Source organism: Spirosoma gilvum (assembly GCF_054776815.1).
Map to the genome: position 1 here is coordinate 119,177 of NZ_BAAHBH010000012.1, position 16,897 is coordinate 136,073.

Sequence of the window (16,897 nt, forward strand, 5' to 3'; positions counted from 1 at the left end):
TTACTCTCTAACTGTATAAAGAACTAACTGTTTAATGATAGCTATTTCACTCGTTCAACGTACTCGCGGGTACGGGTATCAACGCGGATTTTCTCGCCAGAGTCGATAAAAAGTGGTACCATAATTTTAGCGCCCGACTCTACTTCAACCCGCTTTTTAGGGCTGTTGGCGGTATCGCCTTTAATGCCCGGCTCTGCATAGGTTACTTCCAGTTCAACGAACGGAGGAAGCTCGCACGACAGAGGAGTTTCGTTTTCGGCATTGATCAGCATTTCTACTTCCTGGCCTTCTTTCATCAGATCGGCGCTATCGACTATTTTTTCGTCAAGGTTGATCTGATCAAACGTTTCCTGGTCCATGAAGTTATAGCCAGCCTCATCCTTGTACAGAAACTGGAATTTCCGGCGCTCAACACGTACAGGATAAATCGTAACACCAGAGTTGAAGGTATTGTCGATAACACGACCTGTGGTCAGGCTCTTCAGCTTCGTGCGTACGAATGCCGCACCTTTACCTGGCTTTACGTGCTGAAATTCAGTGATTTGAAAAAGGTCGTTGTTGAAGTTTAAGACCAGTCCATTGCGGATGTCTGCGGTCGTTGCCATTGTTTTGTTAATGTATAATGGTTAATGTAAAATGAATAATGCAAATAGAGACTATACTATTTAGTAAGCTCCATTATACAGTATACATTGTTCATTCTAATGAATTAGTATGCCCACTTTACGTAGGCGGCTCCCCAGGTAAACCCACCACCAAAAGCAGCGAGAATCAGATTATCTCCTTTTTTTAGCTGCGATTCGTAGTCGAATAAGCAAAGTGGGATTGTCGCAGCCGTGGTATTGCCGTATCGATAAATGTTCATCATGACTTTATCGGACTGAATGCCCATCCGATGAGCCGTAGCATCAATGATGCGTTTGTTGGCCTGGTGTGGGACCAGCCAGGCGACATCGTTGCCCGACAAGTGATTCCGTTCCATGATTTCGGCAGATACATCGGCCATGTTTTTGACGGCGAACTTAAATACGGAAGGACCATCCTGATAAACATAATGCCACCGTTTTTCGACGGTTTCATGCGTTGGTGGATAGCGGCTTCCGCCTGCTTTCTGGAACAGGTGATTTTGCCCAACTCCATCCGATTTAATAATCGAATCCAGAATGCCATAGCCAGCACTATCCGGTTCAAGAAGCACTGCCCCCGCTCCATCACCAAAGAGTACACAGGTGGTGCGATCGGTATAGTCGACAATCGCCGACATTTTATCTGCGCCCACAATAACTACTTTCTTGTATTTGCCGGTCTCGATAAACTGAGAACCTACTGTGATTGCATAGAGGAATCCGGAGCAGGCAGCCTGAATATCAAAACTTCCCACATTGCGAATGCCAACCATGTCGCAGATAAGGTTAGCCGTGCATGGAAACACATAATCGGGGGTGGTAGTCGCACAAATAAGTAAGTCGACTTCTTCGGGCTTGGTATTGGTCTTCTCCAGCAGGCCAGCTACGGCTTTTGCTCCCATATGCGACGACCCCATACCTTCACCTTTGAGAATGTGCCGTTCTTTAATACCAGTTCGACTTGTAATCCATTCATCATTTGTATCCACCATACGCTCCAATTCAGCATTGGTCAGCACATAGTCGGGAACGTAGCCGTGGACTCCTGTTATGGCAGCTTTACTCATAAGTGGTATTTACAACGTTTTCTGTTTACAGTTTTCGGTTTACAGCTAGCTGACGTTAGCAGAATAGACGCGTCAGCCGACTGTAAACCGAAAACTGTAAACAGAAAACTAACTCAATGCTTGTGCAATTTTAGTATATGCGTTGGATTCGACCTGTCGAATGGCCAAACCAATCATGTTTTTAATCGCTAAAGGCGACGAAATTCCGTGTGCAATAATCACGTTTCCGTTAACGCCTAGTATTGGACTTCCTCCTACCGATTCGTAGTTGGTTTTGTCCAGAAATTCATCCTGAATACCCCGGCGGCTGGCAATATCATAAAAGGATTCGCCTAACTTAAACATAGCATTTCCGGTAAAGCCATCTGTAATAATGACGTCCGCTTTACCATCGAAGAAGTCGCCCCCTTCAATATTGCCTACAAAGTTAATCCGACGGTTATCTTTAAGAAGCTGGTGAGCTGCCTGCGCTATCAATGACCCTTTTTGTTCCTCAGAGCCAATATTCATAAGCGCTACCCGGGGCTGATCAATGCCGAAGGTATATTGGGCATAGATAGACCCTATTTCACCAAATTGGGCCAGCATCTCGGGTTTACAATCGGCATTGGCACCAATATCGAGCATAACGGCATAACCTCCCGTAATTTGCGGAACAAAGCCAGCAATACAAGGGCGCATAACACCTTCAATTGACTTTATACTGAATAAAGCGCCTACGTGCATGGCACCTGTATTGCCAGCGCTGCAAAATGCATCGACTTGCTTATCTTTCAAAAGCTTAAACCCAACTCCGATACTGGAATTGGGTTTTTGGGAGAGCGCCTTGGTTGGGTGCTCACTCATTTCAATAACATCGTCAGCATTGACCAACTCCACATTGGCCACTGCACCGGCGTTTTGCTTGTCAAGTAAGGCCTGCACAACAGCCACCTTGCCGATCAGCACAATCGTTACGTCTTCCGGCAATTCAGCAGCGGCCTGAATTACTCCTTCCACAATTGCTTCGGGTGCGAAATCGCCACCCATTGCGTCCACTGCAATTTTCATTGACTCGGTTTTTTCAATACTTCCCTGCTTGTCGGGGTTGTAGATTTGGAGCCTGCCAGTAGGCGGTTATAGCCTTAACGGGTTGATCCTAAAAGGCTAACGCTTCCTGAAAAGGCCTGACACGAATTTTCTATCTTCTTAACTATGCGTAAAAATAGGGAGGTGTCAGGCAATAAAAAAGTATTTCGCGTTCATCTTCGGAAAGACGTCGGCGAAATACTCTTCATAAATGGTTTGGAATTAGGCTGTTTTAGCGTAATTCTCAACAATCATTTGTCCTTTATAGAACAGATTCCCTTCGAAAACGTGAGCGTGGTGGCGCTGATGCACTTCGCCAGTTTGAGCGTCGGTCGAGAGCGCTACAGGCGTGGCTTTGTAGTGGGTTCTGCGCTTGTCGCGCCGGGTGCTAGAGTGGCGTCGTTTGGGGTGTGCCATTGTCTTGTTTTACAGTTTGAAGTTCGCAGTTTGTGGTTTGTAGTTCAGACGTCAACATCAAACTACTAGCCTTAAACCAGTTTAATTATCGTTTAATTTTCGTAGGGCTGCCCAGCGAGGATCAATCTCTGGCTGTTGCTCTTCTACGTCCTTTGTTTCAGCATCCGTACGGTAAATGACTTTACCATTTTGTTCATCATCGTCTGAATCCTCTTCGTTCCGGAAACGCGGATGCAGGCGTTTCATCGGAAGCGACAGGCTGATAAACTCAAAGATGTACCGGGCTACATTAATCGTGGCCGTGGCCCGTTCAATGAGTTCGATTTCGTCGGTCAGCTCTTCATTATGATCACCAAATTTCAGCAACATCGTATGCTGCGTATCTACTGGCTCATCATATTCGTCGAGACACCGGTCGCAGACTTGTTCAACGGTACCTTTGATCTGAAAATCGAGCCGAATCATGGTTTCCGACTTGTCCAGTAGCAAATGCGTATGTACATTTCCTTTCTCGATCAAATCCTGATCCAGCGCGGCAAAAAACGCATCGTCCGACGTAAAGTCGTACTCGTGCCGTTTATTGTCCAGACCGACAATGTGAATGTCGTATGCGCGTAATGCGTTCACCTTTCTTATCTCCTCTCCAAAAATAGGAGCGCAAAGGTACGAATTATTTGTGAATCAGGAAAGTGAAAGCTAAAAAAGGTTTTTTATGTATGTTCAATGATTACCATAAATATGCTAAATCGATTATTACTCTCACATCCTTCGCCGTTCTGGTTCGAATTATTGCGAATCCACTTTCCAATGTGTTTCAAAAGCAACTGACCCAGCGAGCGGCTGATCCGTTGTTTGTTATTTCGGCTACCTACGGTTTTCTGGCGCTGGTTTGCCTGGCGTTTTGGCCTCAGCTACGGTTTCGGGGACTGCCCGATGTATTTTGGGCGAGCATGCTGGTCACCAGCGTACTGGCCATGTTTGGTAATGTTTTTCTGGTGAAGGCCCTTCATATTGGCGACTTATCGGTGCTAGGTCCCATTAATGCGTACAAATCGGTGGTCGGCCTGATTACCGGTATGGTTTTACTCAACGAGATATCGGGCTGGTGGGGACTGATGGGCGTTTTGCTGATCATTATAGGTAGTTATATTGTATTAGCCGACGGTCGGCAACGAAAAGGGTTTTCGTGGGAAATCATACAACGGCCCGAAGTAAAGCTACGGCTGGCGGCTTTGGTTTTTTCGGCTATCGATGGCGTCTTTTTGAAGAAGGCCATTTTGGTGTCGACGCCAACGATTGCTTTCTTTTACTGGTGCCTGTTAGGGTTTGGCTGTACGCTGGTCTGGATTATGCTAACCATACGGAAACAGTGGCAACGACAGGTAAGACTTTTGGTTTCTCAACGGACGATATTTATTGCGTTATGCTTGTCGGTCGGCGTTACCCAGATCGCGAGTAATGTGGCATTGGCTAGTATGCCCGTAGGGTATGCCTTGGCGCTGTTTCAAACATCGGCGCTATTGAGTGTACTGTTCGGCTACCAGTTCTTTCGTGAACAGGGCATTGTTCGTAAACTTGTCGGAGCCGGTGTTATGGTAGCGGGGGCAGTGTTGATTACCATTTTGGGATAGTTTTACGGTTTACGGTGGCTGAAGCAAGATAGAGCTGACGCGTCAGCCACCGTAAACCGAATACCGTAAACCATCCTTCAACAAACGGGGTTACCATTACTAAAAATACTTCTCTACCATGGCACAGTACCAACTCGTCGAAAAACACACTATCGAGCACCACAATGAATATTATGAGGTTCGCCCTACCCAAGGCTCCGATGAATCTAAAAGTCTTTTCTTCACAACGAATGAGGAAAACCTGGAAGACGTAGCAGCTGCTATTGCCGGTGAACATATGCCGGGTGTAAAACACTGGACAGTGATTCCTCACCGAAAGGATAGTTAACTTTTTAGTAACTAAATCTACAATTTATGCTGTTTAGGGGGGCGTAAGCGAAATTTTAAGGAAGTTTTAAACAATATTCATTGATTATAGTTGCGTCCGATTGTATCTTCACTGAACGAATAGTATGGCCAGTGAAGGCCGCTTTCTACCGTAACGTGCATCAATGAAGATTGGCCGAATTCTGCTTGTACTAAGCATCTTACTCAACCTTAGTGATCGGATTGCCACAGCTCAGGAGCTAACCCCTGCTCAGGCTCGGGCAGATATTTCGTTTCTGAAGCATAAGCTCGATGGGCTGCATCCGGGTATGGGCTATTATACACCGCAAGCCCGAGTCGAACAACTCTACGACTCCTTATACAACAGGCTGACGGCTCCTATGAGCTATCTGTCTTTTTTTCATCACGTTAGCCCGTTAGTCGCTGCGCTGAAAGACGGTCATACGAATCTGAACCACCGTCGGAATTTTATCGGTAAACAGACGCGGTACCTACCCTTTTACATTCGGCCGGTCGACAATCGATATTTCATCAGTCATAACGTATCGGCGGACACGACACTCCAGCGGGGTACAGAACTGCTTATGATTAATGGTCGGGCGGTAGCTGAGCTGCACCGTGAACTGATGGAAGCTGACCGTTCGGGTTCGGATGGCGATAACCTGACGGGTCGGCGGTTTTGGAGCATGGTGCAGTTTGCCGATTATTATGCAGCCTGGTTTGGCTCCGCCGATTCGGTTCGGATTACCTATCGGCTGGCTAAAGATACCGTAAGCCGTGAAGAACGAATTGCCTGTTTGTCGCTTCAGGATTTTCGGCGAACGATCCATCGTCGATATGGAGTCGATATTGACCGACGTCCAAATTTATCCGTTAAGGTAGTTGATACGCTTACACACACAGCTATACTACGCGTGTCGTCATTTATGGGGTTCAAAAAGAAAGACCCCTTTCAATGGGCGTTTAACCGGCGACTCAAGCGGGCGTTTAAGCAACTTAAAGACGAGAATGTGCAAAACCTCGTGGTCGATATGCAGGGCAATGGTGGAGGTATTGTGATTAACTCGGCCCGACTGCTGCGTTATTGGATGCCAAAGCCCTTCCGAATGATGGAGCACGAAGACATGAAACGGGCTGTTCGGGCCGAACTGGTTACCCCCTGGAATCCATTTTCTGCACTTAATTTTAGTTTACAATATAAGTCTGAACAGGGCGGAGGGTTTACCAGTCGTTCGTTCCGGCATAAATACCGCCCACGGCATAAAGATGCGTTTATGGGTAACCTGTATTTTTTGATGAATGGCGCATCCTTTTCGGCGACTACCACCGTGCTGGCCAAAACGCTCGATGCCGGTTTGGGTACATTTGTCGGGGAAGCCAGCGGAAGCGCGTATTGGGGTGATTTTGCGGGACATTTTAAAACGATTATCCTACCCAACTCGCGGATTCAGGTGCGTATGCCACTTAAAAAGCTGACCCATGCGGTAAACGCCGATCGGTCTAATGGGTTTACGGTAGAGCCCGACTTTACCGTTACGCGCAGCTATGATGATCTGATGACCAACCGCGATTATATTCTGGATTATACGCTTCGACTGATTCGGGATGGTATAGTGGCCCGTCGGCCGGGTCAAACACAGCCGGTGCAGGTGTCGGCGCTTCAGGAATAGTCGATTGCAAACAGTCGATGGCGAACTCATCATGAGCTGTTCGCTGTTGATAGGGTAACTGATAACGGATTTTTTTGTGTATTGTATCGTCGACGTTGAAACAACCGGAGGCATAAACGGCCCTACTCGTCTTACTGAAATTGCCATCTTCCGTCACGACGGCCAACAGGTTGTCGACTCCTTTCATTCGCTTCTCAATCCAGGTTGTTCAATACCGCCATTTATTCAGCATCTTACGGGAATTTCGGATGAAATGGTTCAGGATGCCCCAACGTTTGCTGATGTAGCAGAAGCGGTATTGAGCATAACCAACGACGCTATTTTCGTGGCCCATAATGTCGGGTTCGATTTCAACTTCGTTAAGAAAGAACTGAATTGGTTAGGCTACGACTACCATCGACGAACACTCTGTACGGTTCGTACAAGCCGAAAGTTAATTCCAGGACACCCCTCTTATAGCCTCGGAAAGCTCTGTAGATCATTAGGTATTCAATTGCATGGCCGACATCGGGCTCAGGGCGACGCGGCTGCTACGGTTCTGTTATTTGAACTATTACTTCGTCAGGATTCACGAGGAGTTATTCCCCGTATATCCCCCCAGATTCAGTTCCCCAATTAATTGGCGTGGGGTTGCTTCATCAGTATTTTGTAAATTGGCTGATGGCTGAGCGGATCGATGGGGATCTCAATGGTGACCTTTACGCCTGAGCCGGGTTTACTTTCCCAGGTAATCCGTCCGCCTAACAACGATACGCGTGACTCGATGTTGCTCATGCCCAGGCCTGATGCTTTGCCACGTATTTGATCGTAGTTGAAACCGGCTCCATCATCCTGGTAAAGTATGATAAGTTGGTCCTTTTGCGGCATTAAATGTAAATCGATACGACGTGGATTGGCGTGTTTGAGCGAATTACTCACTAATTCCTGGGTTATACGATATAACATCACCTCGGTTTCAGTGGGAAGTCGATTATTGTTTTCCAGCGTTTCTCCACCAATGAATTGCGCGGCAATACCACCACTGGCCCCAATTCGGGAAAATAGTTCGTCAACAGCCGCCACATAGCCATGCCGTTCCAGCGTCTGCGGATTTAACTTTCGGAGCAGGTTACGGACATCGCTGATTGTATCGTTGATTAACTGGTTTATCGTCGATTTGAGGGATAAGATCTTAGGTGTTTCACCCGCCTGTTTGGTCAGTTGTGTGGTGTATAACTTGATCGTTGCCAGACGGGTGCCAATTTCATCGTGTAAGTCACGGGCGATGTCTTTTTTGACCTGTTCCTGAATTTCGTAGGCCAATCGCAGCCGATCGATCTGTTGCTGACGAATAGCCTCCTCCCGGCGACGTACCCATAGCCAGACACCTACGATCAACAATAGAACCAGGCTGATTATGAATGGAATAGTTCGCCAGAAAGGCGGCTCAATACGAATGGTTAATTTTCGAATCCGGTGACTCCAGTGCCCATCCTGATTGGCGGCTTTGATCTGAAATGTATAGGTTCCGGGTGGTAAGTTGGCATAGCGGACGTAGTTGCGTTCTCCAGCCATTACCCAATGATCATCGTAACCGGTAAGTTGGTATTGATAGGTATTGTGGCCGTTACTGAAAAAGTCTAGGGCGGCAAATTCCAGAGCCAGTGTATTCTGGGTATGATCCAGCTCTATTTCCTTCGTTTCGCCAACATAGGTGTCGGAATGATAGGGTTGTTCGTTGATACTCAGCGAATAAATATGTACGAGTGGGTTGAAGGTACTGCTTCGGAATGCATCGGGCCGAAACCGGTTGAACCCATTGACTCCGCCAAAATAGAGTTCCCCATTAGCCGCCCGCATGAGGGCATTTCCATTGAATTCGTACCCTTGAAGACCATCTTTAGGTGTAAAATTTTTAATGACCTGTGTGCCTGGGTCCAGCCGTGAAATACCCCGGTTGGTACTCATCCAGATTTTATGCTGAACATCGCTAATTGTCCCGTAAACGAACGAGTTGGCGAGTCCCTGGCGTTCGGTATAGAGCCTGAACTGACTGGTCTGAGCATTTAAGGCAACTAGACCCCGATCAGACGAAAGCCATATGGTTTGCCCGCTGGCATCGGGTCGGATGTGTAAGATCATATAGCCCTTTAGCCCTGAACGAACAAACCGCCAGTTGAGCGGTTTTCCAGATTCTGGCTGAGAAAGTTGGTAACAATAATATCCGTTCAAATACGTGCCTACCCAGAGCTGATGGCTTTTCGTGTCGTACCAGGTACTGAAAATATTCTGACCAGCCAGGACGGGCATTTTTGACCAGCTACGCTTGAATGGGTTCAACGCATATAGGCCATCTTCTGTACCGGCCACCAAAAGGGTATCGTTGATACTGAGCAGATTCCGCACATAATTGATACTAACCAAACTGGTAGATGCCGGGAAGGGAATCGAGGTGAACGCTCGGGGTTTTGGATCAAATGCCAATACGCCACCAACGGTACCTACCCAGATTCGCCGTTGAGGATCACGGTACAAACATTTAGGCACAATCTGTGAACTTCCAGTATTGGTTGAAGAATTTCCCAAATAACGTTCCGTGATCTGGTTGGTGCGTGGGTCAAGAATGTCGATGCCAGTTTGGTTGAGTACCCAAATCCGATCGAAGCGCTCCTCCAGAAAACCTCGGATGGTATAGTTAGTTAGTTTTTGGTTGGCAGGTAATGCGTCGTTGGTCTGACTCTTCACAAAGCTACCGAACAAGAAGGCGTCAGGGACGATTCGGGCTATGCCATCCGGGTCCGTATTGGCCCATACGATTCCCATGTTATCCACATATACTTTGCTGATTTTAAAATCGCTAAGTTGCCGGGTTGCTTTCAGAAAATCGGTTGCCTGGCCAAATAGTCGGGAGCGTTTATCGAAGTAAAGAACGCCGTTCTGTTGCGTACCTAGCCACAGACGACCGCGCTGGTCGGAGGCAATGCTATAAATTGGACTGATCGGACGGTCTCCGACAATATCGTAGGTCTGGGAAGTGCCTTGCTGATAGTCAAATCGGATGAGGCCTTTGTTTGTGCCAAGCCACGCTATGTTGTCTTCGATAAAAAAGGAAGATACTGCCTGAGCCGAACCAGTCAGATTGTGCGGATGATCGCTAAAATAACGGGATACTTTCTTTGTTTTAGGGTCAAATCGCAGAATGCCCGTTGTTCCATGCAGCCAAATATCGCCCGTCGATGTTTTGACGGCTGAGCTTTGCAAATCGTACTCGCGCGTCGGATGCAGATTAGCCGCCAGTATCGTTTTGCGAAGAGTCCGATAGTTAAACTGGACCAGCCCTTCAGCGTCGCTCAGGTAAATCAGGTCGGTTGAGTCAATAGAAAAAGGCATGGTACGGCTCGTTAGCCGCGAGCGCCCTGGCTTAAATCCGTTTACGAAAAAGCAGTCGAATCGATCATGTTGGCGGTCGTAGCGATTCAGCCCTACTTCCGTGCCTATCCACAGGTTTCCTTCCGAATCTTCTACAATCCCGAAAATATTAATACCCCGAATGGTGCCTGGCTGGACGGTACCATCTTTGGTCAGAACAGGTCGATAAGTTTGAAAATGATGTCCGTCATACCGATTTAGCCCATCCTGAGTCCCGAACCACAGAAAACCACGGCTGTCTTTATGAATATAATAAACGGAACCCTGAGTGAGTCCATCACTAACGCCAATGTGATCAACTCGAAAAATGGGGCTGGAGAGCGATTGTGTCCATCCGGGCTGAAGCCATAAGCTCCAGAAAAGCACAGACAGATACAGATAGCCAGCACGTAGCATCGGAATAAAGAATGGTGGTTGAGGAAGCCATTGTAAATGAGCTATTTATTTAGTGAATATCCAAGCTTATCAGCTAATAAATACAGAGAGGTACCGCTAATGTTGACATAATAAATAAACCGTAAACTTATAATGTAACCCAGTAATTGGCGTTTTCCTGTTTGCAGACGAAATTCGAAGGTTATTAAGGTTCTTACCGTTAATCATCAACCAAACTATGCGTTATTTGAAGGCTATTCAAGTATGTCTTATGCTAAGTTCATTGGGAGTACAGGGGCAGGCGACGCAACCGCTTACCTATCCGCACGCTCGTAAAACCGATCAGGTCGATAATTACCATGGCACCCAGGTGGCCGATCCATACCGCTGGCTCGAAGATGACCGCTCTGCCGAAACAGCCGAGTGGGTTAAAGCCGAGAATAAGGTGACCTTCGATTATCTGTCGCAAATTCCGTATCGAAAACAGCTACAGAATCGGTTGGAAGAGGTGTATAATTATCCGAAATATTCAGCGCCTAGCCGCAAAGGCCAATGGTTTTACTTCTCTAAGAATGATGGCCTACAAAATCAGGCCGTTCTGTATCGGCAAAAGGGCCTTGACGGAAAACCTGAACTGGTCCTTGACCCCAATAAACTATCGGCCGATGGAACAACCCGGCTCGGCGCTTTCTCACTATCAAAAGATGGGAACTATGCCGTCGTGGGTTTATCGAAAGGAGGTTCCGACTGGCAGGAATACCAGATTATGGACTTGGCTACCAAGCAATACCTGCCCGAAAAAATTGAATGGGTGAAAGTATCGGGTGCCGCCTGGCAGGGAGATGGTTTTTACTACAGCCGATACCCGAAGCCCGAAGGCAGTGCATTGGCCGCTAAAAACGAAAACCATCAGGTATTCTTTCATAAGCTCAACACTCCACAGTCGGCCGATAAGCTGGTGTACGAAGATGCCAAAAATCCGCAGCGGTTCCACATTCTACGGACAACGGATGATGAGCGATTTGCCTTGCTGTCGGTGAGTGATCGGGGAAAAGGGAAAGATGGTAACGCGCTGTTTTTTCTGGATGCGAAATCCGGCAATAAACCATTTGCGCCCGTAGTGGCAGACATTACCGACTTTAGCTATGATGCGGTGGATAATGATGGCGACCGGCTACTGATTCTGACTAACGAAAAAGCGCCGAATAGTAAAGTCATTGCCTACGATACAAAAAAGAAAACCTTCTCTGACCTTATCCCCGAAAAGCCAGAACCGATTGCTGAAGGAAGTGTGCAGGCGGCTGGTGGTAAACTGTTTGTCGAATACAGCAAAGACGTTGTTTCCAAAATTGACGTATACGATTATACCGGCAAGTGGGAGAGTGAAGTAAAGTTACCGGCTTTGGGTTCGGCTGGTGGGTTTGGTGGGGAGAAAGACGACAAGTTCGTGTTCTATACCTTCACGTCGTTTACGTTTCCCCCAACAATTTACCGATACGATATAGCCACGCGAAAGAGTACCGTTTTCCGCGCACCCGAAGTTGATTTTAAGCCCGATGCATACGAAACCAAACAGGTTTTTTATACCAGTAAGGATGGTACTAAAGTGCCGATGTTTCTGACGTATCGGAAAGGGCTGAAACTCGATGGTACGAATCCTACGCTGCTGTACGGCTATGGAGGATTCAACGTGAGCTTGCCACCTTCGTTCAGCTCATTCCGAATTCCTTTTCTTGAACAGGGCGGAGTTTATGCGCAGGCAAACTTGCGGGGAGGTAGCGAATATGGCGAAAAATGGCACGAACAGGGCATGAAGTTGAAGAAGCAGAACGTGTTCGACGATTTTATTGCCGCTGCCGAATACCTGATTGCTCAGAAATACACTAGTTCGGCTAAATTGGCTATTCAGGGTGGATCGAATGGCGGATTGCTGGTTGGGGCCGTCATGAATCAACGGCCTGAACTGTTTCGGGTGGCTATTCCACAAGTGGGCGTGATGGATATGCTCCGTTTCCACAAATTCACCATTGGCTGGAACTGGATCGCCGACTATGGTAGCAGCGATAATCCGGAAGAATTTAAATCATTATATGCCTATTCGCCAATTCAGAACATCAAATCTGGTCTGAATTACCCGGCTACGTTGATCACAACGGCCGACCACGACGACCGGGTAGTACCGGCACATTCATTCAAGTATGCCGCTACGCTTCAAGAAGTTTATAAAGGCAGCAATCCGATCCTGATTCGGATTGACACAAACTCAGGTCACGGAGCGAGCAATACCAAAAAGAATATTGAGCTGACGGCCGATATTTATTCGTTCATTTTCTGGAATATGGGCATTGTCAGCCTGAAAGAAGTGGCTCATAAATAGGTTCTGTTGTCATAGTATCTAACAAAAATGCGCAGTTTTTGATAAATTTTTTATCAAAAACTGCGCATTTTTGTTAGATACTATGACAAATATGAATATGTACAGGCGAATTATTTATGATGAACTTGAAGATCATCTCACACGTAAGCAGGTAACTGTTATTACGGGAATGCGTAGAGTTGGGAAATCAACGGCTGCTAAGCACCTGATGGCTCAGGTAAATCATGAAAATAAGGTTTATCTGGACTTTGAGAAAGCTAATAATCGCTTCATTTTTAACCAGTCGTCCTATACTGATATTGAAATAAATCTTCAGGTGGAAGGTATTGATTTCACAAAACCAGCAGTAGTTGTTTTGGATGAAATTCAACTGGTTCCTAATAGCACTAGTGTTATAAAATACTTGTATGATACGTACGACATCAAATTTATAGTGACTGGTTCCAGTTCCTTCTATTTACGGAATCATTTTACCGAAAGTCTAGCCGGGCGAAAGACTATTTTTGAAATGGCTCCTTTATCATTTGCGGAGTTTCTTCAATTTCAAGAAATCGATGTAAACCGGATTAGCCCGTTCGCACGTCAGCTATATCAGCCTGCTTTTTACGACAAATACCACGCCCTATACGAGCAGTACATTTACTATGGAGGCTTTCCAGAGGTAGTATTAACCGATACTGAAAAAGACAAACAGCGATATCTTGACGACATCATCAATGCCCATATTGAACTGGATATTCGGTTATTATCGGACTTTTCAATAAGTGATGACTTGTATAAATTAATGCGGCTACTGGCAAATCGTGTGGGTAGTAAGCTCGATTATAGTAAAATAGGGAGTTTACTAGGTATTAGTCGGTTTAAAGTAAAGGACTATATTTCTCTGCTGCAGTACACCTATTTCGTTCGTGTTGTTGAATCATACACGAGTAATCCTGATCGCGCTATTGCTCATCAGCCTAAGTTATATGTGAGCGACAGTGGTTTACTTAATCGATTAGCCCAGGTAAGTAGTGGAACACTTTTCGAAAATACAATAGCCGTTCAATTAGGCCAGTTAGGTACAGTGCAGTATCACCAAACTGGGCGATCAGGTGCTGAAATTGATTTTATTCTAAATGGCAATCAGGCTTTTGAAGTAAAGGAAACGCCAACGGAACAGGATTTACTAACGTTACGATACCGTGCCCAAATAGCAAGCTTACCAGCGGCTTCGTTGATTGGTCGTTATGTACCTGCTTCGGGCTTTCGGGAATTTGTCTGGGGAGGCAATATGTACTAAGGCCGAGCGAGCAATACCAAAAAGAATATTGAGCTGACGGCCGATATTTATTCGTTCATTTTCTGGAATATGGGCATTGTCAGCCTAAAAGAAGTCGCTCATAAATAGGTTCTGTTGACATAGTTACAAAAGAAAAGAGGCAGCCAATTACGACTGTCTCTTTTCTGTTTTTAATGAGATACGCTTACAAACCGAAGGTGATACCCAGCATCAGCGGAGCTACACCCGTACCTAATTCAGCAAAGGCACCAACTTTTTCGCTGAAGAAGTAACGGCCACCAAGGTGAATGGGGACGAAAATACCGCTACCAAACGCTGTACCGCTATAAATGCTATTGCTGTACGAAACACTTTCGTAGCCCAAACCAATACCTGCATACAGATCGGCTTTATCGGTCGTCAGGTTCAGAATTTCGTTGAAGTGATACGAACCCCGAGCTGCAAAATACAGGTAATTGATTTTATCGTTAAAACCAATGTAGCCATAATTAAAGCTACGATAAGCTGCCTGGCCACCAACAGTGATATTCGGAGCAACACCGAAATCGGCAGAGGCACCGAAAGCAATACCACCAGCGCTAGCGTAACCACCCACGCCGATTCCAAGGTTAATCAATTTGGTTCCTTTGTCAACTTTGTATTGAGCAAATGATTGGGTGCCAACTAACAGACCAAGAACCAATAAAATAGAAAAGTGGATTTTTTTCATTTGACGAAACTGATTTGTGTTAAAATTTGAAACAAAGTAAAAGCGAATATGTGGGCCTCACAAACGCTAAAATGGACCTCTTATTATTCGGTCATTGCTGACCTTGTGACAAACATAACAAACGGAAAATGATAACCTACCGACGATTAGAAAATAAATTATTTAAAGACCTAACCTTCAATGCATTAGTTTTCGATTAAACGACGTGTCGTACGCTGAATAAATAAAAAAGCCCCTCAATTTGAAGGGCTTAACAAATAATATTTTAATAGAAGCTACTAAGAATGATTTAAATCAGCTTTCAGTTTTTCTTTAAAAACTTTCCTGAATTTATCTACTTTCGGTGCTACCACAAAAGCGCAATAGCCCTGGTTTGGGTTGTTGGCGAAATAGCTTTGGTGATATGCTTCGGCTTCGTAAAACGTGCTGGCGGGTGTGATTTCTGTGACAATTGGCTCATTATAAGCTCCTGCCTTATCCAGTTCGGCTTTGGCCGATTCGGCTAGTTGTTTCTGCTCATCGTTGTGATAAAAAATCACAGACCGGTATTGTGTACCAATGTCGTTTCCCTGCCGATTGAGCGATGTTGGGTCGTGGCTCCTGAAAAACGCTTCCAAGAGTTCTTGGTAAGTAATTTGGGTGGGATCATACGTCACCTCTACACATTCGGCATGGCCGGTTGTGCCCGTACAAACCTCTTTATAGGTCGGATTTACTTTGTGGCCGCCTTCATAACCCGATACAGCCGATATAACGCCCTTAAGTGATTCGTAAACGGCTTCGGTGCACCAGAAACAGCCTGTTCCAAAGGTGGCTTTTGCCAAAGCGCCTGATTCATTTGTTGCCATAAATTTTGTTTCGACAAACCTGTAGGATTTCTAAAACCTTATAGGTTTTATTCGGTTAATTTGCCTGACTAGTTAACAGAACTTACCAACGTAAAGTTTTCCCTTATTCCCGTGACTGATTTCAACACTGACCGCTTCCGTTACGACGGAGAAAAGCCTTTAAAAATTAAAAAAGCGCCCACCAAAGTCGATGACCTTTACGAAGATGATGCGCATTATGAAGCCATTCTTCGGCAACAGGCTTCTGAAATTGATAAATGGCAGGAGCGTATGTTTGCGCATAACCGATATGGACTGTTAACGGTATTTCAGGCATTGGATGCCGCTGGGAAAGATGGAACCATCCAGCATGTATTTACCGGAACCAACCCGGCCGGTGTACGCGTGTATTCCTTCAAACGCCCCACCGATCAGGAATTAGATCACGATTTTCTGTGGCGAAGTTGGCGGGAACTGCCCGAGCGAGGTATGATCGCTATTTTTAACCGGTCGTATTACGAAGAAGTGCTGGTCGTAAAAGTTCATCCGGAAATTCTGACCCAAAGCCAGCGCCTGCCCGAAAAAACGACCGACGATCTGGACAAACTCTTCAAACATCGCTACGAGGCTATCCGGGATATGGAAACGTTTCTGCATCGCAATGGCTTCCCGATCGTTAAGTTTTACCTGCATGTTTCCAAAAAGGAACAAGCCGATCGGCTGATTGCCCGGATTGAGGATGTTGATAAAAACTGGAAGTTCGAAGAGGGGGATGTCAAAGAACGGGATTTCTGGGACGATTATCAGGATGCCTACGAAACATGCATCAACGAAACGGCCACCGATAAAGCCCCCTGGTATGTGATTCCGGCCGACGATAAAAAGAATATGCGACTATTGGTCGGCCGAATTGTCATCGACGAGCTAAAGAAATTACCTATTGAAAACCCCAAGCCGGACGAAGACCGTTTTAAAGAGCTACAAAAACTAATTTCAGTTATTAAGGCTCAGTAACTGTCCGGGCCAATCTCTGGATTGGCCCGCAAATCAATCACTCCGCTACTTTTCTGGCGGCTCAGCATAGTTTATATATTGGTTTTGTCCTGTATGTAG

At 46.0% G+C, this 16,897-nt stretch carries 15 protein-coding genes; 7 read left to right on the plus strand and 8 right to left on the minus strand.

Annotation, left to right across the window (positions count from 1 at the left end; translation table 11 throughout):
* Window positions 1-41: 41 nt before the first annotated feature.
* The 5 genes from efp to ACYVFD_RS27765 all read right to left on the minus strand — a co-directional run bounded on the left by efp (window position 42) and on the right by ACYVFD_RS27765 (window position 3,805).
* Window positions 42-605: an elongation factor P gene (efp, locus tag ACYVFD_RS27745; protein WP_020596354.1), complete on the minus strand. Its 564-nt coding sequence runs from the start codon at window positions 603-605 to the stop codon at window positions 42-44.
* A 104-nt stretch (window positions 606-709) separates the two neighbouring features.
* Window positions 710-1,693 carry a beta-ketoacyl-ACP synthase III gene (locus tag ACYVFD_RS27750; RefSeq protein WP_461093782.1) on the minus strand — a complete coding sequence of 328 codons (984 nt, stop codon included), beginning with the start codon at window positions 1,691-1,693 and terminating at the stop codon, window positions 710-712.
* A 108-nt stretch (window positions 1,694-1,801) separates the two neighbouring features.
* The gene (gene plsX / locus ACYVFD_RS27755) at window positions 1,802-2,743 is read right to left on the minus strand and encodes a phosphate acyltransferase PlsX (protein ID WP_461093783.1); all 942 of its coding nucleotides are present in this window, start codon (window positions 2,741-2,743) and stop codon (window positions 1,802-1,804) included.
* A gap of 240 nt (window positions 2,744-2,983) precedes the next feature.
* Window positions 2,984-3,178: a 50S ribosomal protein L32 gene (gene rpmF / locus ACYVFD_RS27760; RefSeq protein WP_018618827.1), complete on the minus strand. Its 195-nt coding sequence runs from the start codon at window positions 3,176-3,178 to the stop codon at window positions 2,984-2,986.
* Window positions 3,179-3,259: 81 nt separating this feature from the next.
* Window positions 3,260-3,805 (minus strand): YceD family protein, encoded by a 546-nt coding sequence (locus tag ACYVFD_RS27765; RefSeq protein WP_461093784.1) that lies wholly within the window; start codon window positions 3,803-3,805, stop codon window positions 3,260-3,262.
* Window positions 3,806-3,894: 89 nt separating this feature from the next.
* Between ACYVFD_RS27765 and ACYVFD_RS27770 the strand changes: the two genes are divergently transcribed.
* The 4 genes from ACYVFD_RS27770 to ACYVFD_RS27785 all read left to right on the plus strand — a co-directional run bounded on the left by ACYVFD_RS27770 (window position 3,895) and on the right by ACYVFD_RS27785 (window position 7,425).
* On the plus strand, window positions 3,895-4,809 hold the full coding sequence (locus ACYVFD_RS27770; RefSeq protein ID WP_461093785.1) for an EamA family transporter: 915 nt from the start codon (window positions 3,895-3,897) through the stop codon (window positions 4,807-4,809).
* 118 nt (window positions 4,810-4,927) lie between these two features.
* Complete coding sequence (locus tag ACYVFD_RS27775) at window positions 4,928-5,137, plus strand: hypothetical protein (RefSeq protein ID WP_461093786.1); 210 nt, start codon at window positions 4,928-4,930, stop codon at window positions 5,135-5,137.
* A 163-nt stretch (window positions 5,138-5,300) separates the two neighbouring features.
* Window positions 5,301-6,806, plus strand: a complete 1,506-nt coding sequence (locus ACYVFD_RS27780; protein ID WP_461093787.1) for a S41 family peptidase — start codon at window positions 5,301-5,303, stop codon at window positions 6,804-6,806.
* A 76-nt stretch (window positions 6,807-6,882) separates the two neighbouring features.
* Complete coding sequence (locus ACYVFD_RS27785; RefSeq protein ID WP_461093788.1) at window positions 6,883-7,425, plus strand: 3'-5' exonuclease; 543 nt, start codon at window positions 6,883-6,885, stop codon at window positions 7,423-7,425.
* Here the strand turns inward: ACYVFD_RS27785 and ACYVFD_RS27790 are convergent.
* Entirely contained in the window at window positions 7,422-10,610 is a 3,189-nt protein-coding gene (locus ACYVFD_RS27790; RefSeq protein ID WP_461093789.1) for a ligand-binding sensor domain-containing protein, read from the minus strand. The two genes, ACYVFD_RS27785 and ACYVFD_RS27790, sit on opposite strands and share 4 nt — an antisense overlap.
* A gap of 250 nt (window positions 10,611-10,860) precedes the next feature.
* On the opposite strand from ACYVFD_RS27790, the gene ACYVFD_RS27795 reads away from it, so the two are divergent.
* Both ACYVFD_RS27795 and ACYVFD_RS27800 read left to right on the plus strand, forming a co-directional pair.
* Window positions 10,861-12,966, plus strand: coding sequence for a prolyl oligopeptidase family serine peptidase (locus ACYVFD_RS27795; RefSeq protein ID WP_461093917.1), 2,106 nt, complete (start codon window positions 10,861-10,863; stop codon window positions 12,964-12,966).
* A gap of 82 nt (window positions 12,967-13,048) precedes the next feature.
* Window positions 13,049-14,248 carry an ATP-binding protein gene (locus ACYVFD_RS27800; RefSeq protein ID WP_461093790.1) on the plus strand — a complete coding sequence of 400 codons (1,200 nt, stop codon included), beginning with the start codon at window positions 13,049-13,051 and terminating at the stop codon, window positions 14,246-14,248.
* Window positions 14,249-14,432: 184 nt separating this feature from the next.
* Here the strand turns inward: ACYVFD_RS27800 and ACYVFD_RS27805 are convergent, their stop codons facing one another.
* Together ACYVFD_RS27805 and msrA are read right to left on the minus strand one after the other, a co-directional pair.
* Window positions 14,433-14,957: a hypothetical protein gene (locus ACYVFD_RS27805; protein WP_461093791.1), complete on the minus strand. Its 525-nt coding sequence runs from the start codon at window positions 14,955-14,957 to the stop codon at window positions 14,433-14,435.
* A 278-nt stretch (window positions 14,958-15,235) separates the two neighbouring features.
* A complete protein-coding gene (gene msrA, locus ACYVFD_RS27810) occupies window positions 15,236-15,805 on the minus strand; it encodes a peptide-methionine (S)-S-oxide reductase MsrA (protein ID WP_461093792.1) in 570 nt (189 codons plus the stop codon).
* A 111-nt stretch (window positions 15,806-15,916) separates the two neighbouring features.
* On the opposite strand from msrA, the gene ACYVFD_RS27815 reads away from it, so the two are divergent.
* The gene (locus ACYVFD_RS27815) at window positions 15,917-16,798 is read left to right on the plus strand and encodes a PPK2 family polyphosphate kinase (RefSeq protein ID WP_461093793.1); all 882 of its coding nucleotides are present in this window, start codon (window positions 15,917-15,919) and stop codon (window positions 16,796-16,798) included.
* Window positions 16,799-16,897 lie beyond the last annotated feature (99 nt).

Excerpts from the sequence above, each read along its gene's own strand:
- ACYVFD_RS27795 (WP_461093917.1), top strand. The coding sequence starts at position 10,861 with ATGCTAAGTTCATTGGGAGTACAGGGGCAGGCGACGCAACCGCTTACC.
- msrA (WP_461093792.1), bottom strand. The coding sequence starts at position 15,805 with ATGGCAACAAATGAATCAGGCGCTTTGGCAAAAGCCACCTTTGGAACA.
- efp (WP_020596354.1), bottom strand. The coding sequence starts at position 605 with ATGGCAACGACCGCAGACATCCGCAATGGACTGGTCTTAAACTTCAAC.
- ACYVFD_RS27790 (WP_461093789.1), bottom strand. The coding sequence starts at position 10,610 with ATGCTACGTGCTGGCTATCTGTATCTGTCTGTGCTTTTCTGGAGCTTA.
- rpmF (WP_018618827.1), bottom strand. The coding sequence starts at position 3,178 with ATGGCACACCCCAAACGACGCCACTCTAGCACCCGGCGCGACAAGCGC.
- ACYVFD_RS27770 (WP_461093785.1), top strand. The coding sequence starts at position 3,895 with ATGTTCAATGATTACCATAAATATGCTAAATCGATTATTACTCTCACA.
- plsX (WP_461093783.1), bottom strand. The coding sequence starts at position 2,743 with ATGAAAATTGCAGTGGACGCAATGGGTGGCGATTTCGCACCCGAAGCA.
- ACYVFD_RS27805 (WP_461093791.1), bottom strand. The coding sequence starts at position 14,957 with ATGAAAAAAATCCACTTTTCTATTTTATTGGTTCTTGGTCTGTTAGTT.
- ACYVFD_RS27780 (WP_461093787.1), top strand. The coding sequence starts at position 5,301 with ATGAAGATTGGCCGAATTCTGCTTGTACTAAGCATCTTACTCAACCTT.
- ACYVFD_RS27800 (WP_461093790.1), top strand. The coding sequence starts at position 13,049 with ATGACAAATATGAATATGTACAGGCGAATTATTTATGATGAACTTGAA.
- ACYVFD_RS27775 (WP_461093786.1), top strand. The coding sequence starts at position 4,928 with ATGGCACAGTACCAACTCGTCGAAAAACACACTATCGAGCACCACAAT.
- ACYVFD_RS27750 (WP_461093782.1), bottom strand. The coding sequence starts at position 1,693 with ATGAGTAAAGCTGCCATAACAGGAGTCCACGGCTACGTTCCCGACTAT.